Origin of the sequence: Streptomyces sp. HUAS TT11 (genome assembly GCF_051553595.1) — a bacterium.
In the GTDB taxonomy this organism is placed as follows: Bacteria; Actinomycetota; Actinomycetes; order Streptomycetales; family Streptomycetaceae; genus Streptomyces.
This window is the reverse complement of the sequence record NZ_CP196184.1, coordinates 8,696,461-8,719,049: the sequence shown is the minus strand read 5'-3', so window position 1 is coordinate 8,719,049 and position 22,589 is coordinate 8,696,461. Positions and strand designations below refer to the sequence as shown.

18 protein-coding genes and 1 pseudogene are annotated in these 22,589 nt (G+C 68.3%); 10 read left to right on the top strand and 9 right to left on the bottom strand.

Features of this window, described 5'->3' with window-relative positions; all coding sequences use genetic code 11:
- Positions 1–370 precede the first annotated feature (370 nt).
- On the top strand, positions 371–1,243 hold the full coding sequence (locus tag ACSHXN_RS39200; protein WP_438305730.1) for an SAM-dependent methyltransferase: 873 nt from the start codon (positions 371–373) through the stop codon (positions 1,241–1,243).
- 228 nt (positions 1,244–1,471) lie between these two features.
- Here the strand turns inward: ACSHXN_RS39200 and ACSHXN_RS39195 are convergent, their stop codons facing one another.
- Together ACSHXN_RS39195 and ACSHXN_RS39190 are read right to left on the bottom strand one after the other, a co-directional pair.
- The gene (locus ACSHXN_RS39195; RefSeq protein ID WP_356114039.1) at positions 1,472–2,698 is read right to left on the bottom strand and encodes a CaiB/BaiF CoA transferase family protein; all 1,227 of its coding nucleotides are present in this window, start codon (positions 2,696–2,698) and stop codon (positions 1,472–1,474) included.
- Positions 2,699–2,703: 5 nt separating this feature from the next.
- Positions 2,704–3,929: pseudogene (locus tag ACSHXN_RS39190) on the bottom strand (acyl-CoA dehydrogenase family protein).
- 513 nt (positions 3,930–4,442) lie between these two features.
- On the opposite strand from ACSHXN_RS39190, the gene ACSHXN_RS39185 reads away from it, so the two are divergent.
- On the top strand, positions 4,443–5,873 hold the full coding sequence (locus tag ACSHXN_RS39185) for an MFS transporter (RefSeq protein WP_356114042.1): 1,431 nt from the start codon (positions 4,443–4,445) through the stop codon (positions 5,871–5,873).
- Between the two features lie 200 nt (positions 5,874–6,073).
- On the opposite strand, the gene ACSHXN_RS39180 is transcribed toward ACSHXN_RS39185, so the two are convergent.
- The 3 genes from ACSHXN_RS39180 to ACSHXN_RS39170 form a co-directional block, all read right to left on the bottom strand.
- Positions 6,074–6,610: a hypothetical protein gene (locus ACSHXN_RS39180; RefSeq protein WP_355133750.1), complete on the bottom strand. Its 537-nt coding sequence runs from the start codon at positions 6,608–6,610 to the stop codon at positions 6,074–6,076.
- Positions 6,611–6,898: 288 nt separating this feature from the next.
- Positions 6,899–7,411 carry a hypothetical protein gene (locus ACSHXN_RS39175; RefSeq protein WP_438305726.1) on the bottom strand — a complete coding sequence of 171 codons (513 nt, stop codon included), beginning with the start codon at positions 7,409–7,411 and terminating at the stop codon, positions 6,899–6,901.
- A 229-nt stretch (positions 7,412–7,640) separates the two neighbouring features.
- Positions 7,641–7,946 carry a hypothetical protein gene (locus ACSHXN_RS39170; protein ID WP_355802065.1) on the bottom strand — a complete coding sequence of 102 codons (306 nt, stop codon included), beginning with the start codon at positions 7,944–7,946 and terminating at the stop codon, positions 7,641–7,643.
- 234 nt (positions 7,947–8,180) lie between these two features.
- Between ACSHXN_RS39170 and ACSHXN_RS39165 the strand changes: the two genes are divergently transcribed.
- The gene (locus tag ACSHXN_RS39165; RefSeq protein WP_438305723.1) at positions 8,181–9,386 is read left to right on the top strand and encodes an IS110 family transposase; all 1,206 of its coding nucleotides are present in this window, start codon (positions 8,181–8,183) and stop codon (positions 9,384–9,386) included.
- Positions 9,387–9,580: 194 nt separating this feature from the next.
- Here the strand turns inward: ACSHXN_RS39165 and ACSHXN_RS39160 are convergent, their stop codons facing one another.
- From ACSHXN_RS39160 to ACSHXN_RS39150, 3 genes are all read right to left on the bottom strand, one after another.
- Complete coding sequence (locus tag ACSHXN_RS39160) at positions 9,581–10,027, bottom strand: DNA-binding protein (protein ID WP_356114518.1); 447 nt, start codon at positions 10,025–10,027, stop codon at positions 9,581–9,583.
- A 230-nt stretch (positions 10,028–10,257) separates the two neighbouring features.
- Positions 10,258–11,865, bottom strand: a complete 1,608-nt coding sequence (locus ACSHXN_RS39155) for an FAD-binding oxidoreductase (protein WP_438305720.1) — start codon at positions 11,863–11,865, stop codon at positions 10,258–10,260.
- Positions 11,866–12,033: 168 nt separating this feature from the next.
- Positions 12,034–12,816 carry an SDR family NAD(P)-dependent oxidoreductase gene (locus ACSHXN_RS39150; protein ID WP_355133758.1) on the bottom strand — a complete coding sequence of 261 codons (783 nt, stop codon included), beginning with the start codon at positions 12,814–12,816 and terminating at the stop codon, positions 12,034–12,036.
- An 86-nt stretch (positions 12,817–12,902) separates the two neighbouring features.
- On the opposite strand from ACSHXN_RS39150, the gene ACSHXN_RS39145 reads away from it, so the two are divergent.
- The 7 genes from ACSHXN_RS39145 to ACSHXN_RS39115 all read left to right on the top strand — a co-directional run bounded on the left by ACSHXN_RS39145 (position 12,903) and on the right by ACSHXN_RS39115 (position 21,604).
- On the top strand, positions 12,903–13,760 hold the full coding sequence (locus ACSHXN_RS39145; protein WP_356114516.1) for a helix-turn-helix transcriptional regulator: 858 nt from the start codon (positions 12,903–12,905) through the stop codon (positions 13,758–13,760).
- Positions 13,761–15,132: 1,372 nt separating this feature from the next.
- Positions 15,133–16,212, top strand: coding sequence for a MerR family transcriptional regulator (locus tag ACSHXN_RS39140; RefSeq protein ID WP_438305716.1), 1,080 nt, complete (start codon positions 15,133–15,135; stop codon positions 16,210–16,212).
- Between the two features lie 491 nt (positions 16,213–16,703).
- The gene (locus tag ACSHXN_RS39135) at positions 16,704–17,522 is read left to right on the top strand and encodes an SAM-dependent methyltransferase (RefSeq protein WP_355802053.1); all 819 of its coding nucleotides are present in this window, start codon (positions 16,704–16,706) and stop codon (positions 17,520–17,522) included.
- Positions 17,523–17,967: 445 nt separating this feature from the next.
- Positions 17,968–18,897, top strand: a complete 930-nt coding sequence (locus tag ACSHXN_RS39130; RefSeq protein ID WP_355133764.1) for a class I SAM-dependent methyltransferase — start codon at positions 17,968–17,970, stop codon at positions 18,895–18,897.
- Positions 18,898–19,281: 384 nt separating this feature from the next.
- Positions 19,282–19,830, top strand: a complete 549-nt coding sequence (locus ACSHXN_RS39125) for a GNAT family N-acetyltransferase (RefSeq protein ID WP_438305712.1) — start codon at positions 19,282–19,284, stop codon at positions 19,828–19,830.
- Positions 19,831–20,165: 335 nt separating this feature from the next.
- Positions 20,166–20,744, top strand: coding sequence for a carboxymuconolactone decarboxylase family protein (locus ACSHXN_RS39120; protein WP_356114512.1), 579 nt, complete (start codon positions 20,166–20,168; stop codon positions 20,742–20,744).
- Complete coding sequence (locus ACSHXN_RS39115) at positions 20,741–21,604, top strand: RNA polymerase sigma-70 factor (RefSeq protein WP_438305710.1); 864 nt, start codon at positions 20,741–20,743, stop codon at positions 21,602–21,604. The genes ACSHXN_RS39120 and ACSHXN_RS39115 overlap by 4 nt, the downstream gene beginning before the upstream one ends.
- A gap of 140 nt (positions 21,605–21,744) precedes the next feature.
- On the opposite strand, the gene ACSHXN_RS39110 is transcribed toward ACSHXN_RS39115, so the two are convergent.
- On the bottom strand, positions 21,745–22,545 hold the full coding sequence (locus ACSHXN_RS39110) for an MBL fold metallo-hydrolase (RefSeq protein ID WP_383353346.1): 801 nt from the start codon (positions 22,543–22,545) through the stop codon (positions 21,745–21,747).
- Positions 22,546–22,589 lie beyond the last annotated feature (44 nt).

Here is a 22,589-nt window from a genome sequence, read left to right as displayed (position 1 = left end):
ATGGGCTCGTCACGGGTTCGTCCTGCGGATCGGGGCTCGGAACCGGCCGCACGGCGCTCTCGGCCGGGCAGTGGATGGTGGCGGCCAGCCGGGCGACCCGACCAAAGCCGCCCGCACCATCGTCGAGACGGCCGGCGCTTCCGAGCCGCGCCGGCGTAGCCGCCTCGGAGTCGACACACTGTCGGCCTTCGGCGTCGGGCCGAACAGCTGCCGCGAGGAGACGGACGCCCGGTGGCATGCGGCTCCCTCCACCGACCACAGTCGAGCCCATCAGGGCCACGACGCTTCCCAGGTGCACCCGGGCACCGGCGGCACCGACCCCGGAGGCGCAGAGCTCTCTCCCCTCACCCACAGCAGAAAGGACACCGCGGTGACCGCACAGCCGCCTTCGAACGCCGTGACGCACCATTACCGACAGGGTGACCTGTACCGGAAGATCGACGAAGCGCTCGACCGGTTGTACCCGGGGCGCAGTTCGCTCACCGTCGACGAACTCCATGGCATGGACGAGTTCCACATCGGGGGTCATGCGGCAACCCGAGAGATCACCGAGCACCTGCGTCTACGGCCGGGCATGCGTGTGCTGGACGTGGGGAGCGGTCTGGGCGGGCCGGCCCGTCATCTGGTGCAGCAGGCCGACGTCGATGTCACCGGCGTGGACCTCACCGCGGAGTATGTCGCCGTAGCTCGCCGGCTCACCGATCGCGTGGGCCTCGGCCACAGGGCGCACTTCCTGCACGGGGATGTGACGGAACCGGCCTTTCCCGCAGAGAACTTCGACCGGGCGTGGATGCTGCACGTGGGCATGAACGTCCAGGACAAGTCCGGGCTGTTCAACGGGATCGGTCGCGTCCTGACCGTCAACGGCCTCTTCATCGTGTACGACGTCATGCTCCTCGGGGATCCCTCCCTGGTGAGCTACCCACTCCCCTGGGCCTCGGAGCCTTCACACAGCTTCATCGCCCGCCCCGAGGAGTATCGCGCGTCGCTGCACGACGCCGGGTTCGAGATCGTGGCCGAGCACGATCGTCGGTCCGAGGGCATCCGGTCCCTGCGTGACGTCCGCACCGCGAACGCTCACCACGAGGGGAACGCCCCGCAAAGCCCGGGGCAAGCCGACATGCGGCCACCATTGGTCAACATGGCGATGGGTGGCGACGCGCCGACCAAGATCGCGAACGTGCTGCGGCACATGGAGGAAGGCCTGCTCGCTCCGATCGAGCTGGTCTGCCGTCTGCGGTGACACCGCGAGGATCGCTCGGTTCCTGGCCGTGGACAGCGCGGCACATGGCTTCCTGCGAAGGCAGCCGATCCGCTCGACCGCTTCCTCGGCGCCTCAGACAGTGGACTTGCTGACCGCTGTCTCCGGCCGTCCGCGAAGCAGGCCGTGGCATCTCGTATCCGCGCCGTCGGCCACCGGCGCGCTGACGGTGGACCCACACGACAGCCGTCTCGCGCACGCTGCCCGTCGCTACATCTCCCCTCTCGGCGGGGCCGGGATCGCACCCTGGGTCCGCAGCTCGACGACGTCGGCGGGGCTGAATCCCAGCTCGGCGAGGACCTCGTCGTTGTGCTCACCCAGGTCCGGCGCACGCTTGGCCGGCACCTTCGGCACCCCGCGCAGATTGACCGGACTGTTGATGGTCTCCTGCAGATCGCTGACGCCTTCCAGGGGCACGACGATGTCGTTGGGGCGCAACTGCGGGTCCTGCGCGGCCTCTTCCGGAGTCTGGATGAGGCTGTAGGTGATGCGCTCCCGGTTCAGGGCGTCCTTCCAGTGGGCGAAGGGCTGCGAACGGAACTCGGCGTCGAGCAGCTCGGTCAGTACGGCGGAATGCTCGACGAAGCCCTCGACGTCGGTGAACCGGGGATCCTCCAGCAGTTCCGGGTGCCCCACGACCCGTGTCAGTCCCGGCCAGTTCGGGGGCGAGGTGACCAGCATGAACCACCGGCCGTCCGCCGTCCGGTAAGGGTTCGTCAGCGGGTTGACCGGCGCCTTCCGGTCGTGCGGCTCGAACGGGGTACCTCCGGCGAGCGCACCGGCCACAAGCGTTCCCGTGGCCCAGATGCCCGCGGCGAGCAACGACGTTCCGACACTGGCCCCTTGTCCCGTCTGCTCGCGCCGGTAGAGGGCCGTCACGATCGCCGCGTAGATGGCGATGGCCGACATGTAGTCGCCGCTGCCCCAGACAGGCACCGTCGGCGGGGCGCCCGCGTCCCGGGTGGAGGCCAGCAGCCCGCTGCGCGACCATGCGGCGGTCAGGTCGAACCCCGGCTGCCCCGCGTCCGGGCCGGCATCCCCGAAGCCTGTGATGTCGGCGTAGATGACCTTCGGGTTCCAGCCCGAGACCTCGTCGTAGCCCAGGTGCAGCTTCTCGCGCGTGCCGTGCGGGAAGTTGGTGATCACCACGTCGGCCCACTCGACGAGGCGCTTGAGAATCCTGGGGGCCGCAGGGGACTTCAGGTCGATCGCCATGCCGCGTTTGTTGCGGTTGGCGAGGTGCCAGCTGTAGTTGGCCTGTGCGCGTGGGCTGGGCGGCACAGAGCTCAGCCGCCGCTGGGGGTCGCCCTTCCCGGGAGGTTCGATCTTGATGACGTCCGCTCCGAAGTCGGCGAGCACGGTGGCCGCCGCCGGTCCCGCGATGAAGCTGGACGCGTCCAGGACCTTCAGTCCGCTGAAGACGAAGCCGGTGGTCATCCCTGTCACCCCACGAAGGCGCTCAGGCCGCCGGTCACGGAACGTCCGACGATGAGGGTCTGGATCTCTCGGGTGCCCTCGTAGGAATAGAGCGCCTCCGCGTCGGCCACGAACCGGCCGACCTTGTACTCGAGGACGATGCCGTTGCCTGCCAGCAGCTCCCGCGCCCATCCCACGCTCTCGCGCATCCGCACCGTGCAGTAGGCCTTCGCCAGTGCGGACTGCTCGTCCCTGTAGACCCCGGCGTCCTGCAACCGGGCCAGCCGCGTCACCATCCCGCACGAGGCCGTCGCATTGCCCAGCATCTTCACCAACAGATCCTGCACGAGCTGAAAACTTCCGATCGGACGCCGAACTGCTCACGCTCCTTCGCGTACTGCAGCGCGATCTCATAGGCGCCGAACATCACTCCCACCGCCTGCCACGCCACCCCACTGCGTGTCTGGCGCAGGATCTGGGCGGTGTCCTTGAACGAGTTCGCCTTCTGCAGCCGGTTGGTCTCCGGGACGCGGCAGCCGTCGAGGACGATGTCGGCGTTCTGCACGATCCGCAACGCCATCTTGTGCTCGATCTTGGTCGCGGTGAACCCGGGGGTGTCCTTTTCGACAACGAAACCGAGCACGTGATCGGTCTCCGCATCGCGGGCCCAGACGACGGTGAGATCGGCGAACGTGGCGTTCCCGATCCACCGTTTGGCTCCGTCGAGGATCCACCCGTCCCCGTCTCGCCGCGCGGTCGTCTTCAGACCGCCGGCCACGTCCGAGCCGCCGTGGGGTTCGGTCAGTGCGAAGGCGCCGACCTTCTCCAGCCGGCTCATGGCGGGCAGCCACCGCTGCTTCTGTTCGTCGGAACCGCAGGCGAGGATGGTGCCCATGGCCAGACCGGCATGCGCGCCCAAGAACGTGGCCAGAGATGCGTCCGCATGACCGAACTCCAAGGCGATGAAGCCCGCGAGAAGGTTGCTGGGCTTGGACTGCGTGGAGTCCGGGTCGGCCCAGTCCATGAGGCCGAGCCTGCCGAAGCCTTCGACCAGCTGAAAGGGGAACTCGGCCCGGGCCCAGTAGTCGTCGACGATCGGGGCGGCCTGCGTGCGGAGGAACTCGCGGATGTGCTCGATCTTCTCGCGTTCCCCGTCCGAGAGCAGTTCCTCGTAGGCGTAGAAGTCGCCCGGCAGCAGCCCCTTGCCCAGGTAGGGGCCGGACGGTGTCGGCAAAGCCGTGGTGTCGCTCATCGCAGTCTCCCTCAAACAGCCGTTGTCAGGACGCGCTCAGTGGCTCGCCTCTGCGCACGCTGCCGCCCGCTGTGTCGGTTCTGTACTGCGATTGAACGTCGATCCGGGCCCGATACCCCGAACCCACGCCGCCGACGAGTCCCCCTGCCACTCCGGACCACCCCGTCAGCCCGACACAGCCCGACGGGAGTGAAACCGGGACCCCGCTGCGTACCGGCACGTCGTGGCACGCTGCGCCGATGCCGGTAGGCGGTAACTCCATGACGACCGCCGAGGGCGTCACGACCTCGCCGGTCCGGGCCTCTCCGAGGTGGGTGGTTCCCCGGCGCGCGAGTGCCCGGACGGTCGGCCCACGTTCGCGCCCGACGGGTGTCAGGGCGTAGCGGGCGCCACATCGAGGCGCGGGTGCGATGCGCCGCTCGACGCTGCCCACCCCAGGCATTTATCGAAAGATGACTTCCTTGCGAAAAGTTAACTTGCAAAAATGAAGTGAGTCGCTCTACGGTCTTGGCCATGAGCAATCAAAGCCAGGTGATCGCCCCTGTTCAGGCGGTCGAGCGGGCCGGTACGGGCGGTCCGCGCGCGATCCTCGCGATCCTGTCACTCGCCGCGTTCATGGCGAGTCTGGACGTCTTCATCGTGAACGTCGCCTTCGACAAGATCGGCGAGAGCTTCGAGGGATCGTCGCTCGGTGACGTGAGCTGGGTGCTGAATGCGTACGCGATCTTCTATGCAGCGCTGCTGGTACCCCTGGGCCGCCTGGCGGACAAGGTCGGCCGCAAGCGGGTCTTCCTGCTCGGCCTCGGGGGGTTCACTGCGGCGAGCGTGGCGTGCGCGGCAGCCCCGGGCCTGTGGTGGCTGGTGGCGTTCCGCATCCTGCAGGCCGCGGGCGCGGCTGCTCTGACACCGACGTCGTTGGGCCTGTTGCTGGCGGCGGTGCCCCCCGACAAGCGCATGCCCTATGTCCGGCTCTGGTCCGCCGTGGCGGGCATCGCGGCGGCGGCCGGGCCCGTGCTGGGCGGCATTCTGGTCACCGCGAGCTGGCGATGGGTGTTCCTGGTGAATCTGCCGGTGGGAATCATCGCGCTCGTGGCGGCCGCCCGCGCCGTCCCGGACTCACGTGACTCCCAGGTCTCCGGGGTTCCCGACCTGGTCGGCGCCGGCCTGTTGACGGCAGGCATCGGCACCCTCGCGTTGGCCCTGGTCAAGGGCGGCGACTGGGGCTGGGGCGACGGCAGGACCATTGCTTCGTTCGTCGTCGCTGCTCTGCTCCTGGCGGGGTTCGTCCGGCGGGCCGAGCGCCACCCCGTACCGGTGGTCGAACCCGATCTCTACCGGGTCCGCAGCTTCGCCGCCGCCAACGTAGCGATGATCACCTTCAGCATCGGCTTCGCCGGCTACCTCCTGACGGTGGTGCTCTGGATGCAGAACGTCTGGCACTGGTCGACGATCACTACCGGCCTCGCCGTGGCACCCGGTCCCGCGGTCGTCCCCGTCGTCACGGTGCTGGTGCAGCGCTACGGCCGCCGCATCCACCCCGGTGTGCTCACAGCCCTCGGCTGTCTGGCCTTCGCGGCCGGCATCGTCATGACCCTCATGCTCGCCGGCCCGAACGGCTCGCACTATGCGAGCGAGTTGCTGCCGGGCCAACTCGTCTCGGGGGTGGGCATCGGGCTGGCACTACCGACCCTGTTGTCCTCCGCGACCGCCGGACTGCCGGCACACCGGACCTCGACCGGCAGTGGTGTCATCAACATGACCCGCCAGATCGGCTTTGTGCTCGGCGTCAGCATCGTCGTCGCGATCCTCGGCGCACCGACCACCTACGCGACCACCCACGACGTGTTCGTGCACGGTTGGTGGACCATGGCGGTCATCGAACTGGTCGCCGCGGTCGCCTGCCTCGGGCTGCTCGACCGACGAGCGCGGCCGACCGGGACGTGAACAGGACCGCGGCCGAACGCTGCACACTTCAGCCGCGCCGACCATCGCCACCGGCACGGGAACTCCGGGCCGCCGCACCCTTGGCAGGTATGAGGAGCACTCTTCGGCGGCCCCCCTCGTCGGCCTCGGCGGGCGCGCCCCCCATCAGCCTCCCCAGTGGAACCCTGCAAGCTCGGCAGGGGCATCGACGCTTCGGCCGATCAGGTCAGTTCATCCGGCACCGGGGCACCGAGATGACGCAGGAGGGCCCCGACCTTGCGGTCCAACTCCCGCCCCACTTCGGTGATCTCGGGTCGACCGAGCACCGCAACCGTGTCACTGGGGCGATCGATCGCGAACAACGCCTCCCCCGAGGGAGACTCGTGGATCGTGGTGCGCAAGGGGACGTAGAGGAGGGCTCCCGCGTCGTGCCGGTACATGCGCTCGGCGATGACATGATTGCCCATCAGGTACTCGGTGCAGCGGGCATGATCGCCGGCCACGCCGAACAACGGCTGGGCGTCGAACCTCCAGAAGATCATGAACCCCAAGGGGCCGTTCTCGTCGGCGAGATCCTGAACAGCGCTCCACGGCGCCTGCACCGAGACCAGATCAAAGGTGCGCCGGTAGTCAAGGGGAGGGACTGCCTGCTCGTAGCGTGCTCGAAACTGCTCGTAGTCCTCCCCGACCACGATCTCCAGCCGTGCGACAGAGCGAGCAAGCGCGAGCGTCGCGGGGTGCGTCGTCGTGCCGACCATGACCTGCTCCCTTCTCGCTTCCCTCCTCAAAGCCAAGGTAGAACGGCGGCGAGATTGCGCAACAGAAGCGTTCTGCGCGCCGACTCCCTCGGCAGGACACCAGCTCCGCACGGAAGGGAGGAGGACGGTATGCAACTGCACGAACACCCAGGATGACCGACGGGACCGTCCGTGGCAGCCGTACAGCGACGGGCCGGCATGCCCGGCTGTGCGCCGTCGCCGCAGGCGACCGGAACGGCACCGAGGGACCGATGCTCCGAAGGGCACGAGTCCCGAAGCGGTGCCTGGTCAGTTGGGTACGCCCAGGTCCTCACGCATGATCCGGCGCAGGGAAGTGAGTGCCGGCTCTGCGGCCTTCAGGTCGGCAAGTGCCTGCTCCGCGGTTTCCCCTTCCCCGGCGAGACCGCGGTCGATGCGCTTGGCGGTGGCGTCGATCGCGGCCAGGACGACGTTCAACTCGCGAGATGCCCGGAGCACCGTTTCAGGGACGACCATCTGGGACTCGGCATAGCGATCCCGGTAGTCGCGCCGCGCCTCCTCGACCTGGGCACGGTCCTCGTCGCTGTAGACCCCGTCCCGCATACGGTGCAGGGCGTCCTTCAACATGGTGTGGAAGTGGCGGGAGGCACGATTCATCGCGGTGTATGCCGCGCGCCGGTCCTCGAAGGCGCGTCTCCTTTCCTCAGCGCGTGACTCCTCGGCACGCCGGCGCTTCGTCGTCCAATTCGCGATCACGGGCGCCAGAAGCGTGCCGAGCACTCCGACGACGGCAGTGACCATGGCGGCAGTCGTGGCACCCATGTGCGCGACCCTAGCGGCTGGTGAACGTCCGCTTCTACACCGCGACATACAGCCGGTCGGTTGACGGAACGACGAGTCGGCCGGACGCTACGGGTTCACTTCGCGCGCCCTCGCGCCTGAGGGGAAGCGTGCCTGCCTCCTCGGCCGGGGCGCGACACCGATCGGGTCGGACGGCCGGCCCCGGCGGAGCACCGGAGTGCCCGGACAGCCACCCCAAGCCTCCCGACGATCAGCGATCCGACTTCACGGATTCCATCGAGACACCGTGCCTGCTCAGATAACCCCGTATGCGCATGTCCCAGAAGTAGCCGGTCAGAAACACCACACAACCCAAGGCGAGCCCACCGCCGAGGATGACGATCCTTCCCTCTCCGTTGACGAAGGTCCAGACCGTCACCCCGACGCCCAGGAGGGCCAGCACAACCCCCATGATCATCCGTGTCCGCGCCTGAGCGAGCTCCGATCTGATCTCCACCTGGAGAGCCGGTGTCATCGGATGCGGGCCGTTCGGTCCCTCGTTCGCCCACCGCTTCATGTGTCCATACCTTTCTTCCTGGGTTCGTTCCGGTCATTCGTAAGATCGGGAAACCCAGGGGTCCTGGGTGTGGCTGTTCATGGTTTGCCGCTGTTGTGGCTCAGGGGGATTGGCCGCCCGGGACCCCGCGACGACTCGGCCACTCATTGGGATACGCGAACTGCATCGCTTCGTATGGACACGTCGGCGAGGTCGTCTGCTGGGATCGGTGACGGAACGACTTCGGAGGTGGACGTGCCCGAACTGTGGGCCGGAACGGATGCGGGCAAGGCCGAGCATCACTGCACGGTGATCGACCAGGACGCCACGGTGTTCCTCACCCGCCGGGTCCCCAACAACGAGGCCGACTTGCTGGAACTCCTCGCGGTTGTCCTGGAGTTGGCAGAGGGCGAGCCCGTCACCTGGGCGGTCGACCTGAACGCCGGCGATGCCGCACTGTGGATCGCTCTGCTGGTCAAGCACGATCAGCGACTGCTCTACATCCCCGGCCGCACGATCCACCACGCCTCCGCTGCCTACCGAGGCAGTGGCAAGACGGACGCGAAGGACGCCTTCGTCATCGCCGACACCGCCCGCATGCGCCGCGACCTGCAGCCGCTTCAGGCCACCAGCGAGATCGCGGTCGACCTGAAGATCCTCACCGCCCGGCGCATGGACCTGTCCGCAGACCGCACCCGAGCGATCAACCGGCTCCGTGCCCAGCTGCTGGAGTACTTCCCCGCGCTGGAACGGGCCTTCGACTACAGCACCTCCAAGACCGCGCTCATCCTGCTCACGAAGTATCAGACCCCCGCCGCCCTGCGACGGGTCGGCCGGGCCCGGCTGGCGACCTGGCTGAAGAACCACGGCGTCCGCACCATCACCACTGCCAAGAACGCCGCAGACGCGGCGGTGACGGCGGGCGAGGCCCAGCACACGGTGGTGCCTGGGGAGAAGAGCGCCGCGAAGATGGCCCACACCCTCGCGCGGGAGGTGATGGCCCTCGACCTGGAGATCGCTGAACTCGAAGCCCAGATCGAGGGCCGGTTTCGCGAACATCCCGACGCCGAAGTGATCACGTCCATGCCCAGCATCGGCGACATGCTCGGCGCCGAGTTCATCGCCGCCACCGGCGGAAACATTGCCGCCTTCGGCAGCCCCAACCGCCTGGCCGGCGTCGCCGGACTCGCCCCCGTCCCCCGAGACAGCGGCAAAGTCTCCGGCAACCTCCGCAGGCCCTACCGCTACAGTCGAAGACTCCTGCGCATGTTCTACCTGTCCGCCCAGGTCGCAGCTCTCCACTGCCCCGAGTCCAAGCGGTTCTACCAGCGAAAACGAGCCGAGGGAAAGAACCACAAGCAGGCCGTCCTCGCCCTGGCCAGACGCCGCCTGAACGTGCTCTGGGCGCTCATCCGCGACCACCGCACGTTCGAAGCAACCCCTGCTGCCGCAGCGGCCTGACCCGCTCACGAAGCGTCACCCAACCCGTTTGACAACGTCATTGGGAATCCCCCTGCAATCGACAGCGCAGGGACGGTACACCGGGCGCCGTGGCAGCAACCCCCGCACACACGACCTGTCACTCAATCTTCGGCGAGTTGCGTCTGTTGTTCGCCGATAGGTCAGCCGGTCGCCGGGCCGGAAAGGAGGCAGCCCTACTGCTCCGGGGCATCGGCGGCCGCCCGGCTTGCCAGCCGTTCATAGCGCTGCCTGGCCGCTTGCGGCGTGCCGAGCCCGAGCCCGAAGGCGATCTCCTGCCAGGTCATGCCACGTCCCCGTGCCATCTGGAGGAGCCCGGTCTCGAGTTCGTCCATCTCCCCGCGCACCAGTGGAACGAGGGTCAACGCGGCGGTGATGTCGGCAGGGTCCACCGCCGGTTCGCCGTCGTCCAGTTGTGCGGCCCCACTGAGCAGGAACGACACGAGCCTGACGGCCTCATGGGGCCCGACGACCAAGGGATGGGTCTGCCGGCGGCGTTGCTCGTCAGTGGCGGCGTGCCGCTCGGAGATGCGAGACAGCGACGCGTAGACGCGGTGCGCTCGCGCCTGTTCCGGCTGCGGAGGTGTGAAGGGGTCGATGCGCTCATCAGGAGTGGACGACATGGGACGAGCATGAGGCAGTGCACGGAATGATGTCAACAGAGCGGTTTAAACAAGTCGTTCACTCACACACCCGCCACGGCAACGCCCGCGACGCGTTCATGGCCGCGCACCGGCTCAAAGACACAAGCGTCACCCCCGGGGGCACGCGGTGCCCCCTCCACCAATGCGGTAGACCCGAGCAGATTCAGCCTTACACCCGCTCGACTCGTTCGAGCGCCGTCCGGTGGCGTTCAATCAAGGAGGACACCCGGGTTGAGGATCCCTGCCGGGTCCAGTGCCGTCTTTGCGGCACGGAGGGCGAGGGCGAACGGCTCGGGGCGCTGACGGTCGTACCCGGGCCGGTGGTCACGTCCGACCGCGTGGTGGTGGGTGACGGTCGCGCCCAGGTCGTGGAGGATCTCCATGGCCGCCGACTTGATCCGGTCCCACATCGCGACCTCCGCACCGCGCCGTCCCGGTGCGATGACGGTGAAGTACGGCGCGGGGCCATCGGGATAGACATGGGTGAAGCGGCAGTTGATCGTGCCCGCCGAGCCGGTCACCTCCTTGATGACATCGGACAGCCGGCTGCGTACCGACTCATACAACTGCGGCACACGGTCCCAGGTGCAGGCGGTCTCGAATGTTTCGGTGATCAGACTCATCCGGGCGAGTGCATCGCGGAGGTAGGGCATCCTCAGGAACGCGGAGCGCCAGATGTCCGCGGCGGCGTCGGCCGATTCCGGCGCACTCGGCGCGAGTGAGCCGCCGTGGTCCCGGGCCAGGGTGAGGAGTTCTGTGAGGCGCCCGTCGACGGGGGCGTGCGCCGATTCCACGCCGAGTATGAGTACGCTGCGGCTGTCCTGCACCACTCCAGCCAGGGCCGCCTCGCCCGGGTCCAGCAATCTGCAGTTGGCCGGGTGCAGTCCGGATTGTGCGACGGCGCGTACGGCCTCGAAGGCTGCGTGGACGTCGTCGAACAGCACCGTGGCCGACACTTTGTGGCGCGGGCGTTCCTGCAGCCGCATCCAGGCCTCGGTGATCACACCGAGTGTCCCCTCGGAGCCCAGGAACAGCCGATCGGGAGAGGGACCCGCACCCGAACCGGGCAGCCGTAGCGACTCGTTGACCCCGGCAGGCGTCACCACGCGCAGCGACTCCACAAGATCGTCGATATGGGTGTACAGCGTGGCGTAGTGGCCGCCGGCCCGCGTGGCGAGCCACCCGCCCAGGGTGGAGAACTCGAAACTCTGCGGAAAATGGCGCAACGTCAGCCCATGTGGCCGCAGTTGGGCCTCCAGGCCGGGGCCGAGGGCGCCGGCCTGGATCCGCGCGGCCCGGCTGACCCGGTCGATCTCCAGTACCCGATCGAGGGCCGAGAGATCCAGGGACACCACTCCTCGATGCCGGTCCGCGCGGTACTCGACCCCACCCACGACCGAACTGCCCGCGCCGTAGGGCACGACGGCCACGTCCGTGTCCGCCGCCCAGTCGAGGGTGTCGATCACCTCCTGTTCGGTACGGGGCCGGGCGACCTGGTCGGGCGCCGGGGCGAGGTCGCCGCTCAGGGCGCGGATCACATCGCGGTACGCCTTGCCGTAGGTGTGCGAGGCTCGGTCCTGGGGCGCGGACGACATCAACGGCGCCAGTGCGCGCGGGGGTTCGACGCGGACCGCGGGCAGCGTGAGGGCGGCGACATCGGGCACAGGCAGCGGGGTGCGTTCCGCACCCGGGACCAGGGACCCGAGAGCGATGCACTCGGCGTCGGACAGGGCTTGGTCCGTGGCACCCCAGCCCCACCAGGAACAGCTCCGGGAGGACTCGAGGGGACGCGCGGTCGGTGTGCTGCTGTCGGCCACGAGTCGACCTCCCAGTTGTTTACCCGTTGGTAAGTTACCGGACCGTATGGCACTCGACACAACGGCGGCAAGAGGCTCGCCCGCGGCGGCCGTCAGCCTCACCCACTCAGGTCGCCGGGCTGGGACGACCTACTCGCAGCCTCGGCTACGCCTGCCCGAGTCGTTCTCTCAGGCGCCGGCGCCGCCGTCCACCGGCACGATCGCGCCGGTCACCATCGAGGCCCGGTCGCTGAGCAGCCACGCGGCGACCTCGGCGACCTCGCGAGGCTCGGCCATGCGGCCGAGCGGGATGGCCGCGTTGATGCGCTCGACGACCCCCGGGGACGCCGCCTCCCATCGGTCGATCATCTCCGTCGCTGTACCTCCGGGGGTGACGCCGTTCACGCGGACCCCGTGACGCCCCCACGTCACGGCGGCCGTCTCGGTGATGCTGTTGAGCGCGCGCTTCATCGCGCCGTAGGCGGGGAGCTCCGGGTTCGCGCGGCGGCTGCCGATGCTCGAGGTGTTGACGATCGCCCCACCACCGCCCCGGCGCATGAGCGCCGCCTCGAACGTCATGGCCGTCCAGTGCCCCCGGAAGTTCACCGCGAACTGCTCCTCGATGTCATCGTCGCTCGTCGTGTCGAGCGGGCCGGGCTGCTGAATCGCCGCGCCGTTGTTGAACGCGCCGTCGAGCCGTCCGTGCAGTTCCTCGACGCGGTCGACCGCTGCGCGGATGCTGCCACGGTCGGCGAGGTCCACTGTCACGGAGTCCGCGACGCCGCCGTCGGCACGGATCTCGGTGACGATCTGCTGTATGGCGTCGGCGCTGCGGGCGGCGAGCACGACGGCGGCACCCTCGCGTGCGAAGAGTCGGGCCGCGGCCGCCCCGATGCCGCGGCTGGCGCCGGTGATGAAGACGACCTTGCCGGTGAGCAGGCCGATGGGTGCGATGTCGATGTTGTACGTCATGGCGAAAGTGTCGGGTCGGACTCCGGGCCGGATGCAGGCACAGGCTGTACCAGGATCCGTCTCCGCGCGACGTGCAGACTTGGAGTATGGACAAGCATGAGTTCGGGGCGTTCCTGCGCAGCCGTCGCGAGCGGCTCCGCCCGGAGGACGTCGGTCTCCCCACGGGTCCGCGCCGTCGGACACCGGGTCTTCGCCGCGAGGAGGTGGCGGTCCTCGCGCACATCTCCACCGAGTACTACGTCCGACTCGAACAGGGACGGGCGCCGCGACCCTCGGGCGAGGTTCTCGCCGGCATCGGAGGAGCGCTGCGGCTCACGGACGCCGAATTCGATCACCTGCACGTCCTCGCGGGCACTGCACCCCTCCGTACCGGGCTGCATCGACGCGATGTCCGCCCGAGCATCCTCGCGCTCCTGGAGAGGCTGCCGCAGACGGCCGCCTTTGTGACGTCCGCCACGTTCGAGGTGCTCGCATGGAACGACCTCGCGGCCGCGCTCATGGAGAACTTCGCCGAGCTCGCCCCCGAGGACCGCAATCTCGCGCGGCGGGCATTTCTCGGGCCTGCGCCCGCCGGCGCGACGCTGTACGGGGTCGCCGACGCCGCGGAGTTCCGGCATCACGTCGTCATGGGGCTGCGGTCCACCCTCGCCCGGTATCCGACCGACCCCACCGTGACGGAACTCGTCGAGGAGCTCCGCGACGGCAGCCCCGAGTTCGCCCGTCTCTGGGAGCGGCACGACGTGCAGGCGGCGCCGATGCTCACGAAGACCTTCCGACACCCTGTCGTGGGAGAGGTCACCGTCGACTGCGACTCGCTCGCGCTCACGGACAGCGACCAGCACCTCGTGCTCTACAGTGCGCCACAGGGATCCCCGGATGCCGAGGCGCTGGCCCTTCTGAACGTGCTCGGGCCCCAGCGCGTCGACGTAAGCGGATCGCTCTGACGGAACCGAAAACCACGGATGCCGTTTCCGCCTGGTTCAAGAGAGGCACGGAGGTACGCGTGCCGGGCTCAGCGGAACGGCTGAAGCGGGTGCATGCGGGGGCTCGCGCGGGTGCCGAGGTTCAGCAGCCTCCCTTGCCGCCGGCGAGACGGCGACGCCACCAGAATGCGGAGCCCCACTGACGTTGATCAGCGAATGGATCCGGCAGAGTGCGCTGGCGGTACGCGGCGTCCAGAGAAGCCACTCGGCGCCTCAGCTCCTCGCGAGCACGGGCAGGCAGTTGCTGCAGAACCGCATCAAGGACGTCCCGCGCGTGCCGCACCTCGTCAAAGGAACACCCGCGACACGAGCATTCCGCGGCCTGCGGGTACAGAGGGCGGCGGCCTGGCGACAGCGCAAAGCCACGCTACCGTCTCAACGCTCGTTCAGTGGCACCGGGGTAGACGTAGTAGTCGGTCGAGAATCTCTCAACTCGACGTATCGCCAGGCTGGTGCGAGTTGAAAGCCAATGGATCCGGGCTGGTGGCGAATCTCCCCAGGCAGGCGAGTCATGGTGTTGAACAGCACGGAGCCTGCCAGGCCGTCTACGCGGCATCGGCCTTTCGGCATGAGGTCATGGGCGTCATCATGCCGGCAACTCGAGCAACAGGAGAGCCAATAGTTGCGGCCGAATCGGACCGTGGACGGCCAACCTGGCACCGGTCGGCGCGGCCCGGTCGGGCTGGGCTTCTCTTCACCGCGACTGCCGTTCTCCCTCACTCCCACCGGTGCGGTGGGATCTGCGATGCGTGGCGGTCCCCGCCGCAACAGGATCCGGGGCATGTTTCCGCTTGGATGCCGCGCTCCGGACCTAGCTTGCAGGACCTTGTTGATCAACAACATGAACCGCGGAGTCACTCCGTTGTGCCACTGCGGCGGCGAGCGCCAGCAGAGCCTCCACCTGTGCTGTCGCGATGAGCTGATCGGCGCTGAGTCGCCCCCTCGCCCACTTCTCACCCGCGGCCAGCAGCTCTTGAGCCTTGTGAGCATGTACAGCGTAGTCCGCCACGAGACCACCCCATCTCCTTGATGCTCCCACCGTAGCGATCGCTCCAAGGCGACGGGGCCGCAACCGCTTTGTCGGCCACATGCAGCCCGTGGTCACACCTGCCGCCCAACTCTGCTGCGATATCTCGGCTTTGAGCCTGACCGCGAAGACCTGGTCCCCGACCTGCTTGAAGACCGGCAGCGTCGTGGGTCCCGCACTCACTGCAGGTCCGAGGTCATCCCGCTCCGCGCCGGGCACGCCGGACGCCTGCCCTCGTCGGGTTCCGGGACCGAGCTTGACCCTCGACCTTGTACAGGGCTCAGAGTTCCAGGTGTGGAGAGCGAGATGCGCAGCATTGGTCAGATGGCCAGGGACAGCGGACTGGGCGTCAGCGCCCTGCGGTTCTACGACCGTACCGGTGTGCTGGTCCCCGCCCGGGTGGACCCGGTGAGCGGCTACCGCTGGTACGGCTGCTCGCAGCTCGAGGAGGCCCGCCTGCTGGCCCGCCTGCGCCGGGCAGGTATGCCGCTGGCGGACGTACGACTCGTCCTGGCCGGCTGGTCCGGCGCGGACGGAGACCTGGTGCGCGAACTGCTTCAGGCACATCTGCGCCGTCTCGAAGCGGATCTGTCCGATGCCCGCAGTGAGTTCTCCACGCTCCAGGGACTACTCGCACGCAGGGAGAACACCATGACTTCAAGGCGAATCACCGTCCGACTGACCACCTCGGCTCCCGATCTGGCGGCCGCCCTGGACGCGGTCCGCTTCGCGGTCGGCACCGACCCGGAGCTGCCGATGCTGAGTGGCGTCCTGTTCGACCTCGAAGGCGAGGCACTTCACGTCGTGGCCACGGACCGGTATCGGATGGCTGTCGCACGAGCGGAGACGACCGGCCACAGCGGACCCTCCGCACAGGTCATCGTGCCCACCCCGCTGGCCGATGCCATGCGGGCGTTGCTGCATCACGAAGGACCTGTCCAACTCGACGTGGACGGCGACAGAGTGACCCTGGAGACGGGGGACGGGCAAGCGTCCGGCCGGTGTGTCGACCACGACTTCCCGGATTACCGCCGTCTCGTCCACCTGCCGACCGGAAGCCGCGCCCTTGTCGACGCAACCGCCTTCCGTAAGGCATTGGAGAGTGGACCGGTGCGCACGAGCGAGGTCCGCGAGCAGGGCGCAGCGTCCCATGACCTCAGCGTGCTCAAGGTGGCACACGACGGCACGGTGGTCATCTGCGACGACGATGACGACGACCAGAACCATGTTGCCGTCAACCGTGAGTTCCTGCTGGACGCACTTGCCGCCGCAGGGCAGGGTCACGTGGTCCTCGAGTTCGGCGTTCCCACGGCACCCATCGCGATCCGTCTGCCCGACGACGAGGCGACGTTCTCGATACTGATGCCCGTGCGCCTGGACCACTGATACGGCCCGTCGTCGACGGGGGCGTACCGCCCGACACGGCAGGATCGACGCACCGCCGCGAGCAGGCGTGTCTCCCTCGAACGAAGCCGGCGCGGCCTCGGTGCCCCGCAGCCTCGCCGGGGTGCAGAGCTCCGTGGAATTGGCGTTGCACGCAACCTCGTCGCGCCGGGTACCGGACGGTCCGACCGCCTTGGGCGCACCGCTGCAAGCGGTCGGCGACATCGCGGCTCGCACCTTGCACGCACGCAGGTCCGTCGGTTGCTCGGAACCATCCCGAATCGCCGACGGGTGACCCGATGGAACGGTCGCTCGCAAGGGCAAACCTGCGCTGCCGCCGGCGGAACGCCCCCGCAGGCCTCCAGTCCGGTCCGCCGCCCCGGTCTTCCGAACCGCTCGAACACCGCTGACTGGTGCGATCGCGAAGAAATTGCTGCTGCCAGAGCATCCAAAGTGATGGTCAACGGACCGCGTCGCAGAGGATGATGGTCGTCATGACGGATGCTGGCTCGACCATCGACCCCACCAAGCCCAGTATCGCGCGCGTTTACGACTATCTGCTCGGCGGCAAGGACAACTACGCCGTGGACCGACAGGTGGGTGACGTATTCAAACGGGACCTGCCCGGCTCGGTGGCGATTGCCTTCGCCAACCGCGCGGCCCTGACCCGCGCGGTTCGCGAGATCGCGACCACCACCCAGGTGCGGCAGTTCATCGACCTGGGAAGTGGACTGCCGACCGCCGACAACGTCCACCAGGTCGCACAACGTCATGCCCCCGCCTCCAGGGTCGTGTATGTCGACACCGATCCTCAAGTACTCGTCCACGGGCGGGCGTTGTTGGAGGCGAACGACCGGACCAGGGTGGTCGCGGCCGATGTGCGCAACCCCGAGGGCATCCGTTCACACCCGGACACCCGCGAGCTGATCGATTTCGACGCCCCCGTCGCCGTCATGTTCAGCGCCATCCTCCACCACGTCAACGACGAGGAGGACCCGGCCGGAATCGTCCGCTACTGGTCCGAGCAGGTGCCCTCCGGGAGCTACTTCTTCGTCAGCCACTTCCGTTCCGGCAACAACGCGGAGACGGCGGAGGCCGAGCAGGTGCTCCAGAAAACCTTCGGCCGCGGCCGGTGGCGAACCGACGAAGAAATCGAATCCCTGTTGGACGGGCTGGAGATCCTCGACCCCGGAATCGTCCCCGCTCCATTGTGGCGCCCCGACACGACCGACAACGCGTGGGCCGGCAGCGGTGATCGGGAACTCACCGTCTGGGAGCGCCTCATCGCCGCCGGACTGGCCCGCAAGGCGTAAACGCATCCCCGAGGCGGCAGGGCGACGGCGACGAGCGTGAGCCTGTCGCTGGTAGGACCCGTCGGTGCACGCCTCTCGGCGCGTCAGCCGTTGTTGTCGGAAGCAAGTGACTTCTTGACGAGGCGCCACCGGAAGCACGGTGGAACATCCTTGGACGGTAGTTCCGGCCACGCGACCGTCCGCAAAGCCGGTATGGGTGAGAGAACGTCAAGAATGCCGGGCCGGGACCGGGGGAACTGAGCGGAGTTGAGCGGCGCAGCAGCCGCGAGGAGAGATCGTCATCGCGCAGGCCAATGCCCTTTGGGCAGCGCCCCCATGCCACCTTCACTCGAAGTTCGACAGATGTTTCACTGTCGGAAAACTTCGCACCCTTCCGCTCTGCAGGGTCAACCCTAACCTTTCCCTTACCTTTGATCCTGCGTGAGACATTGAGGTCCTCTGTTCCATGAACAGCCGCTCCCTGCTTCGCAGTTCAGCCTCCCGACGCCTGCTCCGTCCCGTGACCGAGCTTCTCGACAAGCGCATCGAACGGCAGGTCCGCTCCGCGGTCGCCCGGTCACAGTCAGAGAACGAAGAGCTGAAGCGCGACATTCAAGTGTTGCAGCAGCATCAGTACACCTTCGATCTCCTGATCGGTCCCCGCGCCCGAGGCATCTCCCGGATCGTCGTCCCCGGCGCCATGGAGCGTCTGCAGGCCGAGGTCGCCGCGCTGGGCGACGGTGACCGCAAGGCGGCCGAGCGCAACCTCGCCGCGGCCTTCCGGCTGCTGGTCGCGCTGGAGTCGCTCGGCGTGGGCAGGATCGCCGGCGGCACCATGAACATCTGCGGCAAGCTGGGCTCGATACCTCTGCTGGACCCGCCGAACGACGAGATCCTGGAGATCGGCACTCTCTACGGCATGTTCTCCGCCGGGCTCATCCGGATGCTGGAGCGCGACGGCCGCAGTCCCAGTCTGACCATCGTCGACCCGTTCGCCGGCGTGCAACTCCAGCCCGGTACCGAGCAGCGTGCCGACCCCACGGGTACGCCGGTCGACGAGCACGCCGTCCGGACGAACCTGGCGCTCGCCGGCACCGCGGGTGTCACCGCCCGGATCCAGCAGGGCTTCTCGGAGGACCCCGACACCCGCGCGGCAGTCTCCGACCGCCGCTACGGAGTGATCATCGTGGACGGCGACCACTCGGCCGAGGGCGTCGCCAGGGACCTGGAGTGGGCCGAGGAGATCGCGGCTCCCGGCGGCATCGTCGTCCTCGACGACTACCGCGACCCGAACTGGCCCGGCATCAAGGACGCGCTCGACAAGCACCTTGCAGGCGACACGCGCTTCACGTATCTCGGCAGGGCGGCGCGGTCGGCGTTCCTGCGGGCGACCTGAAGGGTTTGAGGGCCCCGGCCCTTCATGCCTCTTGTCCGCACCTCGAGCGCTCGTCCTGGAGCACAGCGACGTGCTGTGCACGGCTCTGCGAAGTCCGCTCCGTCGGCATGATCGCGGTGATCGGGGTCCAACGGTGGCGGTGCGAGGCTCGGTTGCCGTCACGCCCGGGGCTGCCCCCGGTCCGGAAGGCCACCGAGCCCCGCTCATGTCGTTGAACGGATGCGCAACGTGTCGACGCTGCGTGCACCCCTCGCCGGACACCACAGACGACCGGCATACGTCGGACCGGCATTCCCGTACACCGCGCGCAGGTCGGCCGAAGGGCGACGCGGGCCGCACCTTCTCTGCCGGATCACGCTCACGGGCCTGCGATAAGTTGCCGCCATGACTGAACTCGGACCCGTCGCCTGGCCACCTGCCCCGATAAAGACCGAACGGCTCGTGCTCCGTGAGTCCGAGGGCCGGGACCGTGCGGCGTTCATCGAGCTCTTCGCATCGCCAGAGGTGCGCACCTACCTCGGTGGCCCGATGCCGCGTGACGAGCTCGAACGCGCCGTGCCCGAGGTGCCCGGTCGCCGCCCCGGTCTATTCGTGATCGATCTCGAAGGTTCGATGATCGGCACGGTGACGCTCGATCGGCGCGACGCGGAACGTCAGGGTCACCTCCGTCCCGATGTCGAAGAGGCCGAGCTCGGCTACATGTTCCTGCCGCAAGCGTGGGGATGCGGGTACGCCGCCGAGGCGTGCGCCTCGGCCCTCGACTGGTTCGCCGACACACTCCTCGACGAACCGGTGGTGCTCTGCACCCAGACCGCCAACAAGCGCTCGATGCGCCTCGCGGCGAAGCTGGGGTTCACCGAGGTGGAGCGATTCCAGGAGTACGGCGCCGAGCAGTGGTTCGGTGTGTGGTCCTCAGCCGCACCGCCCCGTTGAGCGGCCGCCGCCAGCGGTCACTCCGTCTCGGCCGTCGTCACCGGGCGCGTGCAGCCGCTCGGCGCCGGGAAGGAGGAACGCTGACCGCCGCCTGGACAACGGCCCGGCCCACGTGACCATCGCCCATTCCTGGCCCTCCATTCCACGTTCCTGGCCCCTGGGTCCCCTCATCGCGTCGGGTGTGATCGGGGCCTTCTCGGCCTTCGCGATTGCTCGGTCGGCTGCCAAGTCCCCTGTTCCGAGTCCGGGTTCGCGCGTAGTCGGCGTCGGTTGTCACATCCATGGGGCCGCCCGGTGTCTTCATGCCGAACCGGCAAACGGACAAGGAGATCACCGTGGCACCTCGTGTTCCCAAGACCGAACTCGCCCCCGAGCTCAGCGCCAGCATGATCAAGCAGTTCGGTGCCGTGCCCGAACCCTTGGAGGTGATGTGGCACAACCCCTCGGTCGCCCTGGCCTCCATGGAGATCGCGGGCAAGGCGAACGGATGGGGCTCCGCCGACGAGACTCTCAAGTCGTTCGCACACATGGCCGTCGCGGCACAGGTCGGCTGCAGCTTCTGCCTCGACGCCGGCTACTTCCAGGCGCAGAACCAGAAACTGGACCTCACCAAGGCCAGCCAGGTGCCGCGGTGGCGGGAGTCGGAGGTGTTCACCGCGCAGGAGCGGGACGTGATGGAGTACGCCGAGGCCATGACCAACACGCCACCGACGGTCACGGACGAGCTGACCGCCCGGCTCCTCGACGATCTCGGTCCGGCCGCACTGGTCGAACTGACCGCGTTCATCGCCTTCGCCAACCTGGTGACCAGGACCAACACGGCACTGGGGATCGAGTCGCAGGGCTTCTCCGCCGCGTGCGCGATTCCGTTGGCCACGCGCCGTGAGAGTTCCGGCGCAGCGTCCACGTCATGACCGAGGATCCGTTCGTCGCCCATCGCAGCCTGCTGTTCACCGTCGCCTACGAGATGCTCGGGTCGGCGGCCGACGCGGAGGACGTGCTTCAGGAGTCCTGGCTGCGGTGGGCCGCCGTCGACCACGCGCAGGTGCGTGACCCGCGGGCCTACCTCGTCCGGACCGTGACGCGTCAAGCTCTCAACCGCCTGCGGACGTTGTCGCGCCGCCGCGAGGACTATGTCGGCGAGTGGCTTCCCGAGCCGCTGCTGACCAGTCCGGACATCGCCGACGACGTCGAACTCGCGGAAAGCGTCTCGATCGCCATGCTGACCGTGCTGGAGACGCTCGCGCCCACGGAGCGGGCGGTGTTCGTGCTCCGCGAGGTCTTCGACATGCCCTACGGGGAGATCGCCGAGGCCATCGGGAAGTCGGCGGAAACGGTACGGCAGATCGCGCGGCGCGCACGCGAGCACGTGGCGGCGCGGCAGCCGCGCGTACAGGTGAGCCGGTCCGAGCAACAGGCTGTCGTGGACCGGTTCCTGATCGCGCTGCGGACCGGCCGGTTGCAGGAGCTGATGGAGGTGATGGCGCCCGATGTGGTCCTGATCGCCGACGGCGGAGGGATCGTGGCCGCCGTCCGGGTTCCGATCCACGGTGCCGGACCGGTGGCGAAGTTGCTCGCGCGCGCGAACCAGGTGGTCGCGTTCGAGACGGCGGCCGTGTGGCTCAACGGCGCTCCCGCGGTCCGGATCGACATCGACGGTGAGCCGACCGCGGTGAGTCTCGCCGTGGCGAACGGGCGGATCACACGTCTCTTCGTGATGAGGAATCCGCGGAAGCTGACGCGGCTGGACGAACCGGCCGAACTTGCGCGGTAACCCGCGCCGTGAGTGTGCCGGGCGGTTCCGACCTCCCGGCACACTCATGGTCGCCCTCCGAAGCGGTCCGATGAACGCCGGACGTCAGGGCGCAGGCCTGCTTGTGCGCCTTCGGCCAGCTCACGTCCGGTGGGGCCGCTTCATCCCGCGCAGCGGGCGAACTCCCAGGGGTCGTGCGCGGAGAAGACGTCGACTTGCTCACCGTGGTCGCGGACAAGTTCACGCAGCCGGGCCTGGGTTCCGATCCTCAGCTCGCGGTGTACCTGCGACCGTGTCTGGACGATGTCCAGAAGCGGGTGGGTTTCCTTCAGTTCACCGAGTTCACGGTGGTAGTAGTAGGCATCACCGCAGTGCAGAAGCCACCGTTCGCCGTTGTGCAGGGCCACCCCGGCGTGGCCCGCGGTGTGACCACCGAGGGGGATCAGTTTGATCTCCTGCGGCAGCCCTTTCGGCTGCACCGCGGTGAAGCCGAACCACTGCTCATCGGATTCGTGGGGGTAGGTGACCCACTGGGGTCCATGGGCCCAGTGGGCCGGGCGGTAGCGGAAACTGGGCGCCTCGGCGGACGCCGCGTCGAGTTCGGCTGCCATGACGTGGACCTGGGCATCGGGGAAGTCGGGAAGACCACCGCTGTGGTCCACGTCCAGGTGCGTCACGATGATGTGCCGCACATCCGACGGTGCGTGTCCGAGTCGGGTGATCTGCCGTACGGCCGTCTCCTCCTCGGCGAGGGCGGGTCGGGTCATCTCCACCCACTCGGTTCCCAGCGTGACTCCCGGGTCCCTGATGTCGCCGAGGCCCAGGCCGGTCTCGACCAGGACCAGGCCCTCGGTGTCGGTCTCCACCAGCAGGCAGTGGTTCACGGCGGGTGCGGGCTGCGGGCCGTCGTAGGTGGCCTCGACGGTCCGAACCGATCCGCAGTTCAAGTGACGGATTTCCATGGCGAGTAGGCTGCGACTTGAACCGCGATTCAAGTCAAGGGGGC

Coding starts and splice junctions, on each gene's coding strand:
- ACSHXN_RS39130 (WP_355133764.1), top strand. CDS start 17,968: ATGAACAGCCGCTCCCTGCTTCGCAGTTCAGCCTCCCGACGCCTGCTC.
- ACSHXN_RS39160 (WP_356114518.1), bottom strand. CDS start 10,027: ATGTCGTCCACTCCTGATGAGCGCATCGACCCCTTCACACCTCCGCAG.
- ACSHXN_RS39180 (WP_355133750.1), bottom strand. CDS start 6,610: ATGGTCGGCACGACGACGCACCCCGCGACGCTCGCGCTTGCTCGCTCT.
- ACSHXN_RS39140 (WP_438305716.1), top strand. CDS start 15,133: ATGCGCAGCATTGGTCAGATGGCCAGGGACAGCGGACTGGGCGTCAGC.
- ACSHXN_RS39195 (WP_356114039.1), bottom strand. CDS start 2,698: ATGACCACCGGCTTCGTCTTCAGCGGACTGAAGGTCCTGGACGCGTCC.
- ACSHXN_RS39175 (WP_438305726.1), bottom strand. CDS start 7,411: ATGGGTGCCACGACTGCCGCCATGGTCACTGCCGTCGTCGGAGTGCTC.
- ACSHXN_RS39170 (WP_355802065.1), bottom strand. CDS start 7,946: ATGAAGCGGTGGGCGAACGAGGGACCGAACGGCCCGCATCCGATGACA.
- ACSHXN_RS39150 (WP_355133758.1), bottom strand. CDS start 12,816: ATGACGTACAACATCGACATCGCACCCATCGGCCTGCTCACCGGCAAG.
- ACSHXN_RS39145 (WP_356114516.1), top strand. CDS start 12,903: ATGGACAAGCATGAGTTCGGGGCGTTCCTGCGCAGCCGTCGCGAGCGG.
- ACSHXN_RS39135 (WP_355802053.1), top strand. CDS start 16,704: ATGACGGATGCTGGCTCGACCATCGACCCCACCAAGCCCAGTATCGCG.
- ACSHXN_RS39185 (WP_356114042.1), top strand. CDS start 4,443: ATGAGCAATCAAAGCCAGGTGATCGCCCCTGTTCAGGCGGTCGAGCGG.
- ACSHXN_RS39125 (WP_438305712.1), top strand. CDS start 19,282: ATGACTGAACTCGGACCCGTCGCCTGGCCACCTGCCCCGATAAAGACC.
- ACSHXN_RS39110 (WP_383353346.1), bottom strand. CDS start 22,545: ATGGAAATCCGTCACTTGAACTGCGGATCGGTTCGGACCGTCGAGGCC.
- ACSHXN_RS39115 (WP_438305710.1), top strand. CDS start 20,741: ATGACCGAGGATCCGTTCGTCGCCCATCGCAGCCTGCTGTTCACCGTC.